This window comes from Liquorilactobacillus sucicola DSM 21376 = JCM 15457 (assembly GCF_000612445.1).
In the GTDB taxonomy this organism is placed as follows: domain Bacteria; phylum Bacillota; class Bacilli; order Lactobacillales; family Lactobacillaceae; genus Liquorilactobacillus; species Liquorilactobacillus sucicola.
On the sequence record NZ_BALC01000003.1, the window covers coordinates 372,985 to 390,331 of the forward strand.

The 17,347-nt window shown below is 38.9% G+C and carries 13 protein-coding genes and 1 pseudogene; 11 read left to right on the forward strand and 3 right to left on the reverse strand.

All coding sequences use genetic code 11. From position 1 onward, the window contains the following. The first annotated feature begins 1 nt into the window (after position 1). The 7 genes from JCM15457_RS07100 (at position 2) to JCM15457_RS07130 (ending at position 6,964) form a co-directional block, all read left to right on the forward strand. On the forward strand, positions 2-400 hold the full coding sequence (locus JCM15457_RS07100; protein ID WP_034988721.1) for a hypothetical protein: 399 nt from the start codon (positions 2-4) through the stop codon (positions 398-400). A gap of 16 nt (positions 401-416) precedes the next feature. After that, complete coding sequence (locus JCM15457_RS07105; protein WP_034988723.1) at positions 417-3,230, forward strand: sigma-54-dependent transcriptional regulator; 2,814 nt, start codon at positions 417-419, stop codon at positions 3,228-3,230. 186 nt (positions 3,231-3,416) lie between these two features. Continuing rightward, positions 3,417-3,857, forward strand: a complete 441-nt coding sequence (locus JCM15457_RS07110; protein WP_034988725.1) for a PTS sugar transporter subunit IIA — start codon at positions 3,417-3,419, stop codon at positions 3,855-3,857. Next, positions 3,854-4,339, forward strand: coding sequence for a PTS sugar transporter subunit IIB (locus JCM15457_RS07115; protein WP_034988726.1), 486 nt, complete (start codon positions 3,854-3,856; stop codon positions 4,337-4,339). The genes JCM15457_RS07110 and JCM15457_RS07115 overlap by 4 nt, the downstream gene beginning before the upstream one ends. 21 nt (positions 4,340-4,360) lie before the next feature. Continuing rightward, the gene (locus JCM15457_RS07120; RefSeq protein ID WP_034988728.1) at positions 4,361-5,191 is read left to right on the forward strand and encodes a PTS mannose/fructose/sorbose transporter subunit IIC; all 831 of its coding nucleotides are present in this window, start codon (positions 4,361-4,363) and stop codon (positions 5,189-5,191) included. 12 nt (positions 5,192-5,203) lie between these two features. Next, entirely contained in the window at positions 5,204-6,034 is an 831-nt protein-coding gene (locus JCM15457_RS07125) for a PTS system mannose/fructose/sorbose family transporter subunit IID (protein ID WP_034988729.1), read from the forward strand. 96 nt (positions 6,035-6,130) lie between these two features. Further along, positions 6,131-6,964 carry an HAD family hydrolase gene (locus JCM15457_RS07130; RefSeq protein ID WP_034988731.1) on the forward strand — a complete coding sequence of 278 codons (834 nt, stop codon included), beginning with the start codon at positions 6,131-6,133 and terminating at the stop codon, positions 6,962-6,964. 8 nt (positions 6,965-6,972) lie between these two features. Here JCM15457_RS07130 and JCM15457_RS07135 read toward each other — a convergent pair whose 3' ends face one another. Beyond that, positions 6,973-7,812 carry a YitT family protein gene (locus JCM15457_RS07135; protein ID WP_034988733.1) on the reverse strand — a complete coding sequence of 280 codons (840 nt, stop codon included), beginning with the start codon at positions 7,810-7,812 and terminating at the stop codon, positions 6,973-6,975. A gap of 697 nt (positions 7,813-8,509) precedes the next feature. Between JCM15457_RS07135 and JCM15457_RS07140 the strand changes: the two genes are divergently transcribed. Continuing rightward, positions 8,510-9,787 carry an O-acetylhomoserine aminocarboxypropyltransferase/cysteine synthase family protein gene (locus JCM15457_RS07140; RefSeq protein ID WP_034988734.1) on the forward strand — a complete coding sequence of 426 codons (1,278 nt, stop codon included), beginning with the start codon at positions 8,510-8,512 and terminating at the stop codon, positions 9,785-9,787. A 155-nt stretch (positions 9,788-9,942) separates the two neighbouring features. Continuing rightward, entirely contained in the window at positions 9,943-10,248 is a 306-nt protein-coding gene (locus JCM15457_RS07145) for a thiamine-binding protein (protein ID WP_201769995.1), read from the forward strand. A 454-nt stretch (positions 10,249-10,702) separates the two neighbouring features. Here the strand turns inward: JCM15457_RS07145 and JCM15457_RS07150 are convergent, their stop codons facing one another. Beyond that, positions 10,703-11,851 (reverse strand): glycerate kinase family protein, encoded by a 1,149-nt coding sequence (locus JCM15457_RS07150; protein ID WP_034988735.1) that lies wholly within the window; start codon positions 11,849-11,851, stop codon positions 10,703-10,705. Between the two features lie 22 nt (positions 11,852-11,873). Continuing rightward, complete coding sequence (locus JCM15457_RS07155) at positions 11,874-13,181, reverse strand: GntP family permease (RefSeq protein WP_034988736.1); 1,308 nt, start codon at positions 13,179-13,181, stop codon at positions 11,874-11,876. A 532-nt stretch (positions 13,182-13,713) separates the two neighbouring features. Between JCM15457_RS07155 and JCM15457_RS07160 the strand changes: the two are divergent. Together JCM15457_RS07160 and JCM15457_RS07165 are read left to right on the forward strand one after the other, a co-directional pair. After that, positions 13,714-15,424, forward strand: a pseudogene (locus JCM15457_RS07160) (ABC transporter ATP-binding protein). 16 nt (positions 15,425-15,440) lie between these two features. Further along, positions 15,441-17,222: an ABC transporter ATP-binding protein gene (locus JCM15457_RS07165; RefSeq protein ID WP_034988829.1), complete on the forward strand. Its 1,782-nt coding sequence runs from the start codon at positions 15,441-15,443 to the stop codon at positions 17,220-17,222. Positions 17,223-17,347 lie beyond the last annotated feature (125 nt).

Genomic DNA, 17,347 nt, shown 5'->3' on the forward strand with positions numbered 1-17,347 from the left:
TATGTCGCTTTTTATTGATAGAGATAAGTTCAAAAAATATATGTTAAGTAAGGTGCCAGGAGCTCCATATGATGAAAGAAAAGTTTTGCTTTCAATAAACACCGTCAAATCAGCGCCGAAGATGAATTGTATCTATGTGAGCTCCGCTTTCTTTTTTGCAGCGCAATACCAGAGTAGTTTCGATACTTTTTCTAAGGATTTTTTCCTAACTAAACAGCAAATTCAACGAATGTATTTAAAGGATAAATTGATGTCAACCCAGTTGATCATCGAAACAAATGAGAAAATGAAGGACGGAAATAAAATAGTTTTAAAAATGAACCTGCCAAAATTAAATCGAACCCCATGGCATATTGAAAATCTAAAACGAATTCGAAACAAATTGGAGATGGTTAAGTGAAAAAGAGGTGTAAAAATTGAAAAGGATTGAGAAAGTATACAATCATCTTTTTGATGTTTGGCGGCATTCGGACGAGAAAGAGATATTGGAACAGCAGGGGAGCTCAGCGACGGAACTTGCAAAGGGTTTAGGATTGACTCGTTCCAATGTTTCTCTTGAATTGAACCGATTGGTAAGGGCGGGGAAAGTTTTAAAGGTCAAAACTTTCCCGGTACATTATATCCCTGTTGAAATCGTACAGGAAAGGCTGGCTATTCAAAAGTTTGCCTATTTTGAAACTCCAAATTTGAGTCAGTTAGTTCGAAGTCAGGATAAGAAGGCAACGAGTACGGATGATTCAAAGAGCGATAAATCTGCAAGTAGTCCACAGTTTCAAGAAAAACAGCAAAAAAATCCGTTGCTGCAAATGATAGGCTACAAGGGGAGCTTGCGCAAAGCGACCTCACAAGCGGAGGCAGCTATTATGTATCCGCCTCATGGCTTGCACATGATGCTGTTGGGCCAAACAGGAACAGGGAAAACTTATTTTGCAAATAAGATATATGAGTATGCTAGATACAAAAAAATTCTGAAGAAGGATGCGCCCCTTATTTCTTTCAATTGTGCAGATTACTACAACAATCCGCAACTATTACTGTCAACACTGTTTGGCCATGCGAAGGGAGCATACACTGGGGCAGCTGAAGATGAAGAAGGTCTGGTTGAACAAGCTGATAATGGTGTCTTACTGCTTGATGAAGTTCATCGCCTTCCACCAGAAGGCCAAGAAATGCTATTTTATTTCATCGATAATGGAACTTTTAATAGGTTAGGCGAGAATCAGAAACGACGTAAGGCAAATGTTCTAATAATTTGTGCGACGACAGAGGACCCTAATTCTTCAATGCTGAAAACTTTTTTACGAAGAATTCCGATGACTATTTCAATTCCGGCCTTAGAAGAAAGACCACTGAGCGAGAGGGTCGAGCTTGCTAAATTCCTTTTTCAAAGGGAAGCTGAACGGATTAAAAAGAATTTAAATGTCAAAATCGATGTCTTTATAGCTTTATTGACGGAGGTCAACTATGGAAATGTCGGTCAATTAAAATCGCAAGTGCAGCTGACTTGTGCACAGGCTTTTCTTAATAATATAAATTCTCAAGACGAGGTCAGTGTTCAATTACGCGATCTTCCAGAAGGCTTGCGGCAGGTCTGGCTTTCAAATTCAGCCAGCGAACGCAGAAGGACTGATATATCTGAGTATTTAGATACCAATACGATTTTCTATGTGGATAAGACACTGCAGGCGGACGAGAAGGATAACATTTATGAATTGATTGAGAATAAGGTAAAAGCACTAGCTGCAGAAGGTGTTCCAGAAAGTGATATTCAACAGTATATTATGGTTGATATGCATCTGCACATTAAGAATTTTTTTAAGCAAAATGTCAGTGATGACAACTTAGCTAAATTTGTGGATAGCCGAATTCCGCAATTTGTTGAACACTTGAAAGAAATTGCAGAAGAACAGTTGCACTGCCAGTTTGACCGGCGTTTTGTTTATTATCTCAGTATGCATATCGATGCCTTTTTCAAGCGTGGTAATAAAACAGATCTTCTCATGAAAAATGAAGTCAAGAAAATTAAGAATACACATGAACAGGAGTATCATGTAGCACAGATTTTTCAAAAGAAAATCGGCGAAACATTTGATATCATGATGCCTGATATGGAAGTTTTGTATCTCACAATGCTCTTGACCTCGATCAAATCAATGTCTGAAGGCAAAAAAGTTGGTATTTTAGTAGCAGCACATGGGAATGCAACTGCTTCATCAATGGTAAAAGTCGCCACTGATCTTTTAGGCGATGCTAATGTGGCAGCATTAGATATGCCGCTAACAGTTTCACCTTCTGAGATACTGGACAGCCTTGCAAAGCTAACTAAAAAACTTGATCAAGGTAAAGGTGTTTTGTTGCTGGTCGACATGGGCTCGTTAGCGATGTTTAGTCACAAACTAGAGAAGATAACAGGTGTGCAGTTGAGGACAGTTCCTAATGTCACAACATCACTTGTACTGGATGCTGTCCGCAAGGTAAATTATCTAGATATGGATCTAGGGACGATCTATGTGTCTCTTAAAAGAGACATTGCTCAAATGGTAGGCCGCATGGCAGCAGACACCACTGGACAAAAGAAGGCAATTGTTTCGATCTGTATGACAGGAAGTGGCACTGCTAAAAAATTAGAGCAGATAATTAATGAAATCGTATCCAAAACAACACAGGAAGAGATCAAGATTTTTACTATCTCAGCGCTCAAGATGGCTGTTGAAATCCCTCAAATCGCTAATGATTATGAAATAATTGCAGCTGTTGGAACGAAGCAGCCAAGCATAGCGATTCCTTACATCTCGTTGGAAGACTTGATTGCTGGAAACGGCGAACAAAGGCTGATTGCACTATTAGACTCAAATATAAAACTTCCAGAAGCTGTAATTGATAAAAATATTGTCGTATCAAATATGTGCGAGGATGTTTTACGAACACATCTAGTTTATCTCAATCCATTTTTAGTTTGTCAGATGTTAGTCAATTGGATTAATAAATTGCAAAACAAACTGCAAAAAGATTTTTCCAACAGTCGTCAAATAAAATGCATTGTGCATACTGCGTTTGCTCTTGAACGTGTTTTAAGGAAAAATGAGGTGAAATATACGGAAGAACCTAGCCCGGAAGTTAAGGAGACATTGCCGTTAGTGGAGGAAACTCTCCATACAAGTATTGGTTCATTAAAAATCAAGGTGTCAGAGGACGAATTGTATTTTATTACAGAAACTGTTTTAAATTAATAATAACCTGTATCAAAAAACAAATAGTTGTATCAAAAGAGCCATAACCTGTTTCTACTTTTTTTAGAACAGGTTATGGCTCTTTAAATATAAACATTATTAAATCAGCTTTTCTGCAAGAAGCTTAAATGTTGGCATGCTTCTTGCTATATAAAAAGTGTAAGTAAGTTTAAAGGAGGATTGATTATGGTAAAACTTATTATTTCAGGGCATGGAGAAATCTCAACAGGGATCTTAAGTGCAGTGAGGATGATCTTTGGCGAAAATGATGATGTAGTTGCAGTTCCCTTCAAAAAAGGGGAGGGATTGGAGGATATAAAAAAGCATTACGAAAGTACACTAAAGAACTATCCCACAGAAAATGAGTTTCTTTTCTTAGTAGATCTTTTCGGCGGAAGTCCCTATAATGCTGCAATTCAATTGGCTTTTGGAAATGAGAGCATCGACATTGTTACGGGTGTAAACCTGCCAATGGTCCTTGAAGCATTGGGAATGGCGCAAACAAGTTCTCTAAGGAAAATCGTTCAGCACCTGAAGGAAACAAATACTGAAAGTTTTAAAGTTTTTTCCGATCAGACAAAGAAGTTAGCAGATCAGGCAGACAATGAGGAGGATGATTTATTATGAAAATTACAGTAGCTCGAATTGACGATAGATACATTCATGGACAAGTTTTAACTAAATGGATTAAATTGCTCCCAGCTGAAAGAATTATTGTGGTCAGCGATGAAGTTGCGGAAGATCCGATGCGTAAAACATTGGTTTTGTCAGTTGCTCCATCGAATGTGAAGGCAAATGCAGTCACACCTGAAAAAATGGGGCGGGTTTTCAAAAATCCCAAATATGCAGATACAACTGCAATGCTTCTTTTCGGTAATCCAGCGGAAATAGTTGAAGCGATTGAAAGCGGAGTTGATATTACAACTGTTAATGTTGGTGGAATGAGATTCGATCCTAGAAAGAAGCAGGTCACGGAAGCAGTTAGTGTTGCTCCAGAAGATGTAAAGGCATTTGAGAAATTAAATGAGATGGGAGTTAAATTGGAATTACGTCAGCTTCCAGGGGATTCCAGTCAAGATTTTATCAAGATTTTAAAACAAAAAATCTAACTCGTTAAAGGAGGAGTTACTGTGAATATCATACAGATTATTTTAGTATTGCTTGTTGCGGGGATTGCAGGTATGGGATCCGTTCTTGATGAGGCGCAAACTCATCGTCCCTTAGTTGCTTGTACGTTAATTGGTCTTATTTTAGGAGATGTAAAAACAGGTATTATTTTAGGCGGGACACTTGAAATGATGGCTCTTGGCTGGATGAATGTTGGGTTAGCAATGGCACCTGACACGGCATTAGCTTCCGTTATTTCGACATTGTTAGTAATCAATACGCACACAAGTATTGGTGAAGGGATTGCGATCGCCGTTCCGTTGGCCGCTGCTGGTCAAGCTTTGACTATATTTGTAAGAACAATTGTTGTTTTCTTCGTTCATAAGGGTGACGATTTTGCACAAAAGGGCAGGTATCGGGCAATTGAATGGATGCACGTTATTGCGCTTGGCTTGCAGGCTTTACGTGTCATGATACCAACGGGGATTGTCCTAGCACTTAGCACCTCTGCAGTAGAAGGTGTGCTTAAATCGATTCCAACAGTCATTACTGGAGGATTACAAATTGGTGGTGGAATCATCGTTGTTGTAGGGTATGCAATGGTTATCAATATGATGGATGTTCCTGAATTGAAGCCATTTTTCTATCTTGGTTTCTTGTTTGCAGCATTCACTAAATTTAACTTAGTAGGTTTTGGTGGTTTAGGATTGATTCTCGCATTGTTATATCTTCAACTTGAATACAGTGGAAAAAATAATCGTGCGCAGACTGCCACCGCTAGTGCTGGTTCAGCTCAGCAAGGAAACAGTAGCAGTGCAGCTGACGATGATCTAGATGATGATTTGGATGATTAGGGGGATTTTAAAATGCAAACAACACAAACTGGACAAAATAAAGTTGCGTTGACTAATAAAGATCTTAACAGTATGTTTTTCCGTTCAATGTTTTTGCTAGGTTCTTTTAACTTTGAACGTGCGCAAAACATGGGTTTCTGTTTTGTTATGATTCCGGCAATCAAAAGATTGTATAAACCGGGTAAAGAACGTAATGAGGCTCTTTCACGACATATGGAGTGGTTTAACACACATCCATGGCTGACAGCACCTATTTTTGGTGTAACTGCTGCAATGGAAGAAGAAAAGGCCAACACTGGTAAAGTGGATGAAACAGCGATTGCGGCTATGAAGATTGGTTTAATGGGTCCCTTGGCGGGCGTCGGCGATCCACTCTTCTGGGGAACATCTCGTCCAGTACTAGCAGCATTGGGTGCAGGAATCGCGATGACAGGCAGTATTATTGGACCGCTGCTGTTCTTTGTATTGATTAATGTGATCCGTCTGACGTGTAAATGGTACTTTCTACGCTATGGCTATACTAAGGGAAGCGAAATCATCCAAGATATGGCCGGTGGCCGCATTAAGAAATTAACGGAGGGGGCATCCATTGTTGGGCTGTTCGTTATGGGTGCATTAGTTTCAAAATGGACAACGATCAATATTCCAATTGTTGCAACAAAGATTAATGGCAAAACACAAACAGTTCAAGATATTTTAGATTCAGTTATGCCTGGAATGCTTGCACTGATATTGACACTTTTCGTTTCATGGTTACTGAAAAAAGGTGTTAACCCACTACTGATAATCTTTGCAATTTTCGGATTAGGTATTTTAGGGAAATGGCTTGGATTTTTAGGTTAAACTAGAATCAATTATTAGAAGCTGATAGTAATTAGGAATAACTAAAAATTACTATCAGTTTTTTTATTTTAGATTATTAGACAGGGGGAAGCATTGATGACTTACAGAGTAAAACTGGTAGTCAGCGACATTGACGGAACTATTCTAACCACCAAACACAGGGTTACCGCAAAATTGAGGGATACAGTAAAAAATATGTGTGCAAGAAATATACCGTTAGTTCTAGCCTCTGCACGTGCACCGCAAGGAATTGTGCCAATTGCTGAGTTGTTGGGCATACACGATGATCCTTTAGTTAGTTACAATGGAGCTTTTATTTTTAGAATAGGCAGTCCTTCTGTTCCAATACGGCAAATAAAGAGCCATCCCATGGCATATGAAGCAGTTTGCAGCGTGTTGGAAGCGGTCAAGGCAGTTTCGCCAGATTTTTCTTTAAGTGTTTACGCAAGAGATAAGTGGTTTGTAGAAAAAGAAGACAAGTGGATTCGCGAAGAAAGTCGCATTACTAAGTTTGTACCAGAAAAGACCAGTTTTAAAAAGTTGAACGAGAACAAAACAGCAGAAATACACAAACTTCTGCTGATTGGTGAAAAAGGAGAAATTCAGAAATTATTCAATTATTTAAAAGAAATAAATCTTGAAGGAATAACATTTTATTTGTCAAAGGAGAACTACTTAGAGGTAGTTGCAGCAACGGTATCAAAGGAAAGTGCTGTCAGGGAACTAGCAGAATATTATCAGCTGAAACCTAGAGAAATTTTAACCATAGGCGATCAGTTTAATGACGTTCCTATGCTGCAGGCAGCAGGAATTGGTGTAGCAATGGGTAACGCTCCCGAAAAAGTGAAGAAGGCTGCAAACTTTGTGACGACTGGTAACGATGATGATGGGGCAGCCAAAGCATTGATAAAGTATGTTCTGAAAGGTTAACTAGATTATCAAATTCCAAAGCGACCGCCGTGAACATTGACGACATTTGAAGTTATGATGAAGGCATCTGGATCAATAATATGAATTCTCCTAACAAGCGGACCATAACTTTGATTATCAACAACTACCATTAAGATTTCTTTTTCGTTGGCACTGTAACCGCCATGGACATCAAAAATTGTTAAGCTATGATCTTCTTTTAAGATCATTTCCTGAATTTCAGCTAGCTTTGTCTGGCTCATGATGTGAAGCTGATATTTGTGATCAAGACCAGCTTCAATATAACGCATGACAAGTGAAGTGATGACTAAAGAAAATGCAGCGAGGAAAAAGGCATTGAGGCCAGCTACAAAAACATTAAAGAATGTTACGAGGAGATCGATAGCTAGTAGCGACAAGGGTGCATTAATATGAAAATGCTTTTTTAAAATCATTGGTGGAACAGTTGTGCCTCCGCTTGAAGCGCCAATGCGGTACAGTGTTGCAATACCAACTGCAAAAGTTGCCCCACCAAGAATGACTGCCAACAAGGGATCAGATACGATTTTGAAACTTGGTGTAATGTACATCAAGATAGGCAATAAAAAACTGCCAAGGGTAATGTTGCGAACGATCTGTTTATCAAGAAAAAGTGCTGCAAAAATAATCATGACGATGTTAATAATCAGAACAGATAAGGCACGGTTCACCCCGAATGCTGCGTCAAGTAGGATAGCGATTCCTGTAGCTCCACCTGCAGCAATATTGATTGGTGCATAAAAAAAGTTAACAGAAATGACAATTATTTCTAAAGCGATAATGAGGATTATAGTGCGAATATATGTTTTATGAATTAATTTCTTTTTCATCAGCAGCTCCTTATGTTGCTTAATTGGTATATACTTATTCTAGCAAAGGTTAGCCCTTTATTCTAGAAATAAACGATTTAAGACTTGGCTGGTTCGAGTGTGTACTCCGAAAGCTGTTGGACTTTGGGCAGTAACTGCAAGTTACGAATATCCACTTTTTTAACCTTATACTATGTAATGTAAGTACGTTTTCTATACCTGCCATTTTTTTACAGGCAAGGTCAAAACGTTTTTGTAATGTACAGTTAGTTATCCAAAAGCAATGAATAGCACTATGTTCTGTGCCCGGAGATAAGTTGTTTGAGGTTTAGTTTTAAAAAAATAAAAGGATAAAATAGATTGACACCTCAAAAAGTCAGTGTTAGAATGTGATAAATAATAAATTAGATGTTGATGAGAAGAGTAGATGAACTTCTTTCCTTGAAGAGAGCTCAGGTGGGTGAAAATGAGCGGATAGAATTAGTTGAAGATGAACTCGGAGTCATAATCAGCGGTGCAAGCCAATGGTTCGTTAGGGCACGATACAGTCCTAGGCATTATTTGTGCCGATGAGTCTGAGTCAGCGATGACTTGGTGAAGTTGGGTGGTACCGCGTCTATGACGTCCCTGCAATAGTAAATATTGCAGGGACTTTTTTTATTGACATTTATCTTATTGTTGCTATTAAAATCATTGGTTAAACAAGGAGGAGTTTAAAATGGGTAAAACAGAACTAAACTTTGAAACATTACAGGTACATGCGGGACAAAAAGTTGATGAAACGGGTGCCAGAGCCGTACCCATTTATCAAACAACATCTTATGTTTTTAAGGACGCCAAACAGGCAGCGGATCGTTTTGGACTCAAAGAGCCTGGCAATATTTACAATCGCTTGACTAATCCGACAACGGCTGTTGTTGATGAACGTGTTGCTGCCTTGGAACATGGGACAAGTGGTGTAACGCTTGCAACAGGTGCAGCAGCGGTTACTGCAGCTATTACTAACATAGCTGGACAAGGAGACGAGATAGTAGCTGCCAGCACTCTGTACGGTGGTACCTTCAATCTGTTCAATGTTACTTTACCCAAACTAGGTATAAAAACTCACTTTGTTCATCCTGACGATCCAGCTAATTTTGAGGCAGCAATAAATGAACATACTAAGGCAATCTATTTGGAAACGATTGGTAATCCTGATATTAACTTGGTAGATGTAGAGGCAATTTCAAAAATCGCGCACGATAATGGCCTGCTAGTGCTAGTCGATAATACATTTGCATCGCCGTACCTCTATCGCCCTCTGGAACATGGTGCAGACGTTGTCATTGAATCTGCAACTAAGTTTATTGGGGGACACGGGACGACCATGGGTGGTGTGATTGTTGAAAATGGAAAATTTGATTATAAGAAAAGTGGTCGATATCCAGGGTTTACGACACCTAATGATCAATACAGTGGGTTAGTATTTGCCGAGCTTGAAGGTGGAGCTTTCACGACTAAAGTCCGTGCTGAGAGTCTTCGCGACACGGGCGCAACAATCAGCCCCTTCAATTCTTTCTTACTGCTCCAAGGGCTTGAGAGCCTCTCACTGCGAGTAGAACGTCATGTTTCTAATGCAAGAAAAATTATTGCATTTTTAAAGGATCATCCGAAGGTAGCTTGGGTTAAATATCCAGAATTGGAGGATAACCCTTATCATGAATTAGCTAAGCGTGATTTTCCAAATGGAGTTGGATCAATTTTTACTTTAGGATTGGTCGGGGGAGAAGCAGCCGGTAAGAGTTTGATTGAACATTTAAAGTTATTCTCACTACTTGCTAATGTGGGCGATGCAAAATCATTAATCATTCACCCTGCATCAACGACACATGCACAATTGAATGAAGAAGAGCTCAAGGAAACTGGAATTACACCTGATTTGATTAGAATATCTGTTGGTATTGAAAATGTTGATGATTTGATTGCGGATTTAAAACAAGCGTTGGAACAAATTTAAATTGTTAAACGTGAACACTAAGAAGTGCTGAATGTTCCTTCAGGCATATAGATGTATAATAGAGGTAATTTGATTCTGTGCAAAATGATGAAGCACAGGCAGCGGCTGAAAACAAGCTGGTCAAATCTTTATTGGACTATAGGGAGGAATAACACTTGAATAATGCAGCAATGGCAATTCAGGTTTTGCCACAAGAAACAGACACTGAAAAATTAATAAAAATTGTTGATGCAGCGATTGCTGAGATTAAAGCAAGCGGGTTAAATTATGAAGTTGGCTCGTTTGAAACAACGATTGAAGGAAATCTGGATGAGTTGGTGGCCCTGATACCGGCTATTCAGCAAGCTTGTGTCGCCGCTGGCGCAGAGATGCTCAGTAACTATATTAAACTCAGTTATGCGCCTGAAAAGCATTTACTGACAACTGATGAGAAATTACAGAAGTATCGAAATAATGATTGAGGTCTGTAATTGTTCAGAAATAATGACTACTATTGATGTGTTGCTGAGAAAAGTGTACTGTGAGTAGTTGGAAAATCTGATTTTTACTATGAGTAATTGTGTGGTTAAATGGAAAACACCGACTATTGAAACACGTTGATTTTAAAAACAGAGAGGGTGCTAGACCAAAATTTATTTTCGGTCTAGCACCCTCTCTGTTAGCTTTGAATTACTAAACGTAAAGGATTTTCGATGCTTATAATTTGAAATTGTTGCTAAAAAGTTGCCGATTTATGGCACGATTTTCTCTATGTTTATCTAGTTCTGTGTCATTGTAACGCATTTTAATAACCCAGTCTTTAAATTTGACCGGCAATTACCCATAGTTCAATGTTCATTAGAATCTTAGTTATTGATGAATCCATTTTTTAAGAATAACCTTTAGTTTAGATAATTTTACGGAAAAATCATATGGTTAGTGCTTAGGTATTACTGCAATTAAACGTGCAATATTTTCTGCTGTTTGTGCAATGTCTTTGCTGCCATCTTCAAAAGCCTGTTTTAGGGACTTAGCACCAGAAACGGTCGCAAAAATCGCATCAATCGCATCTTTTTGATAGAGATCAGCGATTTTCTTGCCAACATTGCCAGCTAACGCTATTACGGGAGCATTTGGAGCAGTTTTCTTAGTTGCAAGTGCAACTCCGTAAGGTGTTTTTCCAAATTTAGTTTGAAAATCAATTCCACCTTCGCCAGTAAAAACAAAGTCAGCATCTTTCGCTCTTTCTTTCAAATGACTGTACTCCACAACAATATCGATTCCCTTGGCCATTTTTGACTGTGTAAAGGCTAAAAGACCTGCACCAAGTCCTCCTGCTGCACCAGCGCCTGGAAACTCAGCGAGGCTCTTTCCAAGTTCTTGTTCAATTATGGAAGCATAATGTTTTAAGTTGGAGTCTAAAGTCTTGACCATTTCAGGAGTTGCTCCTTTTTGCGGACCAAAAACCGCTGAAGCGCCATTAGGCCCCACCAAAGGATTAACGACATCAGAAGCGATTAAGATCTCTGTGTTAGCTAATCGTTTGTCGATCTGTGTGGTATCAATATGGTGCAGTTTGTTGAGTTCGCCACCGCCTAAACTCAGTTCGTGATTAGCTGCATCCAGCAAACTGACTCCGATAGCCTGCGCCATTCCAGCGCCTCCATCGTTAGTAGCACTTCCTCCAATGCCTAGTATAATACTAGATACTCCATGATTTAAAGCATCAATGATAAGCTCCCCAGTACCGTAAGTGGTTGTTTTTAAAGGATCTTTAGTTTGTTCATCAACATAACCGATCCCACTAGCTTCAGCCATCTCAATGACAGCAGTTTTCCCATTACCTAGAAGACCATATGTCGCTGTAACTTTCTTTGCAAGCGGACCGGTGACTTCCTTGGTCAGCAACTTCCCTGCTGTTGCATCCACCAAAGACTGGACAGTTCCTTCACCTCCGTCAGCCATTGGGATTAGTTCATATTCAGCAGCTGGAAAGACTTTACTGATACCTTCAGCAATCGCTTCAGCAACTTCTTTGGCAGTCATACTGCCTTTAAATGAATCAGGTGCAATTACGAATTTCATGATCCAACCTCCTATTTTTTGATTACAGATGTAAAAAGCCATACATAATAGTTGCAGCAATCATAGCTGTGGCACCAACCAATGCTTCATATAGTATAGCGCGCGAACGCTCTTTGATGTTCATGTGCATCGCATTTGCGGTAACATGAAAATAATTTCCATGGGGTAGTTGATCAATAACTATTCCACCAGTGTGAATCATGGTCGCTGCTGCTAAAGGAGTTACACCAAATCCAAGGATCGCCTTGGAGAAGGAGCCTGTCGCGAGAATTACCCCAGTCGAAGTTGAGGCGGAAGCAGCTGCCATTAAAACACCGGAGATAGGAGCTAGTAGAACACCAGGAATATGCCCCATATTGATAAGCAAAATAATTTTAGCGGGCAGGTCAGAAGTCGTGATTGTGGCACCAATTGTGCCTGCACCAATCAAAATTAAAACAACGTCAGTCATACGGTCAATTCCAGATTTAGCGAAATCTTTGATTTTATTTCCCTGCTTCATTGCTAAAGCACCAGCAATAGCAGCAATAGGCAAGACATACAGCGCATCGAGATTCAATTTAGTTAAAAAAGAAATATGAAAGATAGAACCAATCGGATTCAAAAGAAGTAACACGATTGCGAGCACCGGTGTTACCAACGAAGATTTTAAAGAAGGAAATGTTTTTGTCTTCGGATCGGAAGTCAAATTTTCTAAATCTGCGTCAAGTATAGCAGTTCCCTTGTTTTTGAGCAGACTAGCAATAATAACAGTCGCAAGCAAAGCAAATAGCGCGGGAATAAAATCTGCAATCATAACTTGGCTCAACTCTAGATTGAAACCTTTAGCAGCTGCAATTGTGTTGGGATTGGGTGAAATAATGTTCCCTGCTTTTCCACCACCAGATAGAGCGACCAGTAAAGCTAGTTTTGAAAGGTGCATTTTCTTTCCAACTTCAAGAGCAATTGGAGCAACAATTAGAACTGCAACGGGAATAAAAACACCGACGGCGGTAATCACCATTGTCGCGAGAGCTAGTGATAAGATGGCAAAACGATCACCTAGTTTAGTAACAATCGCTCTAGCCAGTGTGTCAGCTGCACCTGATTCCATCATAACTCCTGCTAGCATACCTGCTGCTAAGACACGTAGAACAGTTCCCATCACACTTTGCGAGCCTTTTATCAAAATGTCCAATGTTTGAACAAGATTTGCCCCTCCAAGCAAAGAACCAATAATCGCTCCTAAGATAAGAGAATAGACTGGATTAAGCCTTCTAAGTATTAGTATAATAGCAATTGCTAAACCAGCTAAAGCTGCCCACCACGAAATAACCAAAGATGAATCCATTGAAAATGTTCCTCCTTTTTAATTGTGAAAAAGTTATAAAGCACATGGATATCATTCTAGAGGATTGCATTTCAAATTACAATGTTTTCTTGTCATAAATATTAAAGAGGGGGTCATTTATATAAAGTAAACTAATTAACTTTTTAATTTTTAGGTTAATTCACATAAAAATAGTAATCTAAATTACCCATAAACTGCAATCCGGATGCACTAAAACTTTGACTTGAGAGTTAAACAAATAAATGTGGCAAATTAATTGAATAAACAGAGCAATTTCTATAAGATAGGGTGTATACCGAATGTTTGTTCCACTTCTTGAACCAAGTGTTGTATTAAATATAGTGTCAATGAAACAGGCAGCTGATTGTCTAAAAGACAATGGCTGTTTTATTATGTTATTTATGCTCTGCAACACTATTTTATGCTAAAAAATGACTAGCAGTAGGACGAAGGTTAGGTATAGGAAAACAAAAACGCGTGTGTAAATCTGATTACTACACACAGGTAGAGCGTTTTAGAAAGCAGCATAACTATGGAAATATTAAAACCGTATCTAAAAAATAATTATAGTTCTATAATTGGGGCTGTTTTGGCTGTCATCATACTTGCAATGAGCTCGTTATGGCAGCAAGATTATTGCAAAATATTATGAAGGCTATAATTTCGGATGATTCTATGGCAGTTAGAAATTATGGGATTCAGCTGATTGGATTGGCACTAGTAGGTATCATGGCGGGAATTGCCAGTACGTATTTTTCTGCGAAAATAGCACAATCCGTAACGACTGATTTACGCGCTGAAGTTTACAAAAAAATTCAAACTTTTTCATTTGGAAATATTGAAAAGTTTTCATCTGGAAGTTTGGTTGTTAGATTGATTAACGACATGAATCAAGTTCTGAATCTGATAATGACTGCTTTTATGCAGCTTTTTCGCATTCCAATTTTATTCGTAGGAGCTTTTGTGCTCGGTGTTTTGACGATTCCACGGCTTTGGTGGATCGAGATCTTAATGGTGGTTTGTGTTTTCGGCCTTTCCGGACTTGTTTTTTCAAAAATGGGTCGTTTCTTTGCTAAGTTTCAAAAATGGATGGATAAGTTGAATACAATTGCACAAGAATCAATGCAAGGCATTAGGGTTGTGAAATCCTTTAATCAAGAAGAAAATGAGATCAAGAAATTCACTGCTTCTTCTGATCAAATTCAGGGCTTGCATCTTAGTATTGGTTATCTTTTTTCGTTGATGATCCCAGCCTTTACACTTATTTCGAATTTGATGATACTGCTGGCTATCTACTTTGTTGGAGTGGGGATAGCAGATCATCCAGATGATCTAGCAGCAATTGCTTCTTTTATCTCGTATTTAATGCAGTTGATGTTTGCCATTATTATTGGTGCAATGACGATGATGATGTCTTCACGTGGACTGATATCTCTGAGGAGAATTAAGGAAGTATTAAAAACTGACTCCGATGTTGTTTATAAAAAAGATGCTGCACAAGAGAATTTAAACGGCAGCGTTGAATTTGAAAATGTTTCATTCAGCTATCCAAATTCCGCGGAGCCGTCTTTAAGTAACATCAGTTTTAACGTGAAACCTGGTCAAACTGTTGGAATAGTTGGAGCAACCGGTTCCGGAAAAACAACGATGGCACAATTAATTCCGCGCTTGTATGATCCCACTGAAGGTACTGTTTATGTAGGGGGAAGGATCTGAAAGAAGTCAGCGAACCTTCATTGCGCAAGACAGTTAGTTATGTTTTACAACGTGCGGTACTTTTTTCAGGAACTATTGCTGAGAATCTGCGGCAGGGAAAGCAAGATGCAACGGACGCAGAATTACGCTGGTCAGCGGAAGTTTCTCAGTCACTGGAATTTGTTGAGCGCTACGATGATGGGTTCGAACATAGAATTGAAGAAAGATCTGCAAATCTGTCCGGGGGGCAGAAGCAGCGCTTGTCTATAGCACGTGGTCTTATTGGGAAACCGCAAATTTTAATATTAGATGATTCGACTTCTGCGCTGGATGCTAAGTCCGAGAAGAAGGTGCAAGAAGCTTTGGAAAGAGACTTGAAAAAGACAACGGTCTTTATAATTGCTGAAAAGATTGCTTCTGTCATTCAAGCAGATAAAATATTGGTCTTGGACAAAGGAAAACTTGCAGCAGCTGGCAGCCATAAGGAATTGTTGCAAACCTCGCCAATCTATAGAGAGATATATGCTGCGCAGGTTTCAAAAAAATAAGCGAGGTGAACAGATGATGAAAGATACTAAAAGAGCTTTAAATTATTTTGCAGTAAACTTAAAAAAATATTGGAAAGGGCTGCTGTTTGTTGTTGTACTAACAGTTATCTCAACGTGGTTTCAGGTGAAAGCACCAACTTATATGGGAAATGCAATTACTGATTTAAGCAAATACTTAGCTAAGTATGCGAATCCAGCTACCCGTGGACAGGCCTCTTTGCAGTACTTTTACAACGCGCTGTGGGCTTTGCTGCTTTTTTATGGGATGAATGTAGCAACGATGCTGATTTCAAGTTTGTGGACATCGCGTATCAATGCTATGTCTACTAATCGGATGCGAATCGGCTTATTCGGTAAATTACAAAGGATGACGATTCGTTATTTCGATCGACATCAAGATGGAAAAATTCTATCGTTATTTACTTCCGATTTGGATAACATTTTCAATGCAATGAATCAAGCTATTTTTGAATTGATATCACAAACAGCGCTTTACATCGGAACGGTTTGGATTATGTTCTCTTTGAATGTGAAAATGGCCTTAGCAACTGTTGCCTCAACACCACTAGTCATTATAGTAGCTCTGTTTATTGTCAGAAAGGCCCGTTACAATATTGATTTGCAACAAGAAGAAATTGGCAGGCTGAATGGTTATATTAACGAGCAGATCAATGGGGAAAAAATAATCATAACTAATGGGTTGCAAAAGCAATCGTTAGCGGGATTTAAAGAAAAGAATGAGCGAGTACGACGGGCTACTTTTAAGGGACAACTCTATTCGGGACTGCTTTTTCCGCTCATGCAAGGTCTGTCGTTATTGAATCTTGCGATTGTCATTGCCTTTGGGTCGTGGATGGTAGTGAATGATAACATGGAGAAGGCTGTTGGTCTTGGGCTGATCGTTATGTTTGTCCAGTATTCACAACAATATTTTCAACCCATCACCCAAATAACATCAATGTTTTCAATGTTGCAACTAGCATTAACAGGCGCCAAAAGACTTGCAGATGTGCACTTGCAAGCAGAGGAACAGGTGAATATTAACGGAAAAGAGTTAGATGGAATCAAGCAGGGCGTAGAGTTGAGGGATATTCGTTTTGGATATGATAAGGACAAAGAAATTTTGCATGGATTAAATATTCACGTTGAAAAGGGAAAAATGATTGCATTGGTTGGGCCAACCGGCTCAGGGAAAACCACGGTCATGAATCTATTGAATCGTTTCTATGATGTGAATGATGGTCAGATTTTATTTGATGGAACTGATATAAATAAGATAAAGCTCAAAGAATTGCGTAAAAATGTAGGAATAGTGTTGCAAGATTCTGTTTTGTTTACTGGGACCATAGCTGAAAATATCAAATTTGGTAAGCCGCATGCAACTGACGTTGAGATGATATCTGCTGCTAAACAAGCTCATATTCATGATTTTATCAAATCACTTCCTGCGGGTTACGCAACTAAGATAAGCGATGCTGATGCTTTGTTTTCAACGGGTCAAAAACAACTGATTAGTATTGCAAGAACAATATTGACTAATCCGCCGTTTTTGATTTTAGATGAGGCAACCTCGAATGTAGATATGGTAACTGAAGAAAAAATTCAAAAGGCAATGGATAATGTTATTGCTGGGAGAACGAGTTTTGTTATCGCACACCGTTTAAAAACAATTATTAAGGCAAATGATATTATTGTGCTTAAGGATGGCAATATCATAGAAGAGGGAAGCCATCAACAATTGTTGAAGGAAAAGGGCTTCTACTATGAACTTTATACGAATCAAATGGTATTTGAGTAAATACCCTATTTTAAATGGTAACAGGGGACAGTAGAAATGAGCCCAGCCTTATTGTTTTTTTATCCTGTATTATCGAATTTGTCTTACAATGATAGTCAAACTATTCTGCTTTTTTTGAATGAATA